Annotated in this window: 2 protein-coding genes; one reads left to right on the forward strand and one right to left on the reverse strand. The window is 64.7% G+C overall.

Going from position 1 to position 1840, the window contains the following annotated elements:
• Window positions 1–1267 (reverse strand): EAL domain-containing protein (locus tag AC1DQP_RS20090; protein ID WP_478052378.1); only part of this gene is annotated, 1267 nt, incomplete at its 3' end.
• A 299-nt stretch (window positions 1268–1566) separates the two neighbouring features.
• Here AC1DQP_RS20090 and AC1DQP_RS20095 point away from each other — a divergent pair.
• Window positions 1567–1840, forward strand: a 274-nt coding sequence (locus tag AC1DQP_RS20095) for a hypothetical protein (RefSeq protein WP_478052379.1), incomplete at its 3' end; no start/stop codon positions are given.

The raw sequence follows: 1840 nt of genomic DNA on the forward strand, positions 1-1840 counted from the left end.
CCTCCCAGGCGGTGGTGCTGGTGAGATAGCTGCTGGGCAGGTTGATGGACAGGGGAACGTCCACGCCCTGGGCCCGCCACGCCAGCAGCTGGTCCAGGGCCGCATCCAGCACCCAGTCGGTGACCAGTGCCATCAGGGCGGTCTGTTCGAAGACCGGGATGAACTCGAGCGGGCTGATGGGGCCGAGCACCGGGTGGGTCCATCGGATCAGCGCCTCGGCAGAGACCGGGGTGCGCGTTGGGGCGTCGAAACGTGGCTGATAGGCCAGATGGAACTCGCCGTTGGCGATGCCGCGCTCGGCATCCGACGCCAGGCGGTAGGCGCGGTGCACCGTCTGGTCCCGCGCTGCCGAGTACCAGCACAACGTTTGACCCGCGTCGAACGCATCGTGCAGGCCCACCAGGAGTTTCCGAAGCAGTTCGTGGCTGCCTTCGCCGCCTTCGACCGCGCAGATCCCTGCGTGGAAGCGCGGCGACATGGGCACGGCGGCGGCCATCAGCGGACGCAGCATCCGGCCCCTTAGTTCCATGACCAGGCTTTCCACCTGGTCTGGGGTGGGCATGTCCACCAGGAAGGCGAAGCGCGTGACCCCCACGTGGTAGACCGTAGCGATGCCGCCCAATGCGGTGCGCAGGCGAACGCCGGCGCGCCGGATCAGCGCTTCCAGCGGTTGCAGCCCAAGTACCTGGCCCACTTGGCTGGCGCGGGGGATGTCGAGCACGTCGATGGCCACGGCGTAGCGCCTGCCGGTGGCGCTGCGGGCGACAATGCCGGGGAAATCGGCGTGGAGCTGGTGGCGGCTGGGGAGGCCACTGACCGGATCGAGCCGGCCGGACAGGTTGCGCAGCTCCAGCTGCCCCATCACCAGCTGGGCCAGGCTCGACAGCTGCTCGCGGTCRCTGTCCAGGAACTCGCGGGGCATGCTGTCCATGATGCAGAGGGCGCCGATGGCCACCCCGTTCCTGGCGACCAGCGGGGCACCTGCATAGAAGCGCAGGTGCGGAGCGCTGGCGACCAGGGGGTTGTCCTGGAAGCGCGGGTCGGCCGCCAGGTCGGTGACCACGAACACCCCGTTGGCGGTGATGGCGTGGGCACAGATGGAGGCGCGGATGCACGTCGCCGCCACCGGCAGCCCGATCCGGGAGACAAAGCGCTGTTCCACATCGCCCAGGATCGAGACAAAGGCAACCGGGACATCGAAGGCGTAGCTGGCAAGACGGGTGATGTGGTCCAGCGAGGGGAGCGCGGCAACATCGGCGATCTGCATGGACCCAAGAACGGCCTTTCTTTCATCTTCCTGGGTGACTGGGGGACTCATTGCGCGTCGGTCGTGGGGTGGGCTCTGGCTATCTACGTGCGGGAGGCCCATTTGGATTCATGCTTCGGCGCAGGCAAATGAATAATTCAATGACACATTCAACCTGCGTTTCATCGGCGCGCGATGACTGTCGGAATGTTGACGGGATGCGTCAGAATGTTGACCGGCCGGGGCGCAATCTGACGTCCTGCGGCCGAACCGGTGCCTGATACGCATGGCCCGGCAAAAAACCCAAGGAGTGTGTGCGCGTGAGKAAACTCGACAGGATCTACCACGATGGGCAGGCCTGGAATTTCTCCAGGTATTTTGATTACATCGATACAGTGGCGAGTGGGATGCCCGCGTCGCTGCGAGCTTTCGCCAGCGACATCGATAGCTACACTCTTGGCGGAAACAAGACGCTGCACGATGCAAGGATGCTGTCTCTCCTTGTGTCCAAGCAGTACAAGGCCAGATTCTCCAATGGAGAGACGCTGATCGCGCTGAGCCTTATTGATCAGATGTTCGAGGGCACGACAACGC

This window comes from Stenotrophomonas sp. P5_A8, assembly GCF_056400545.1.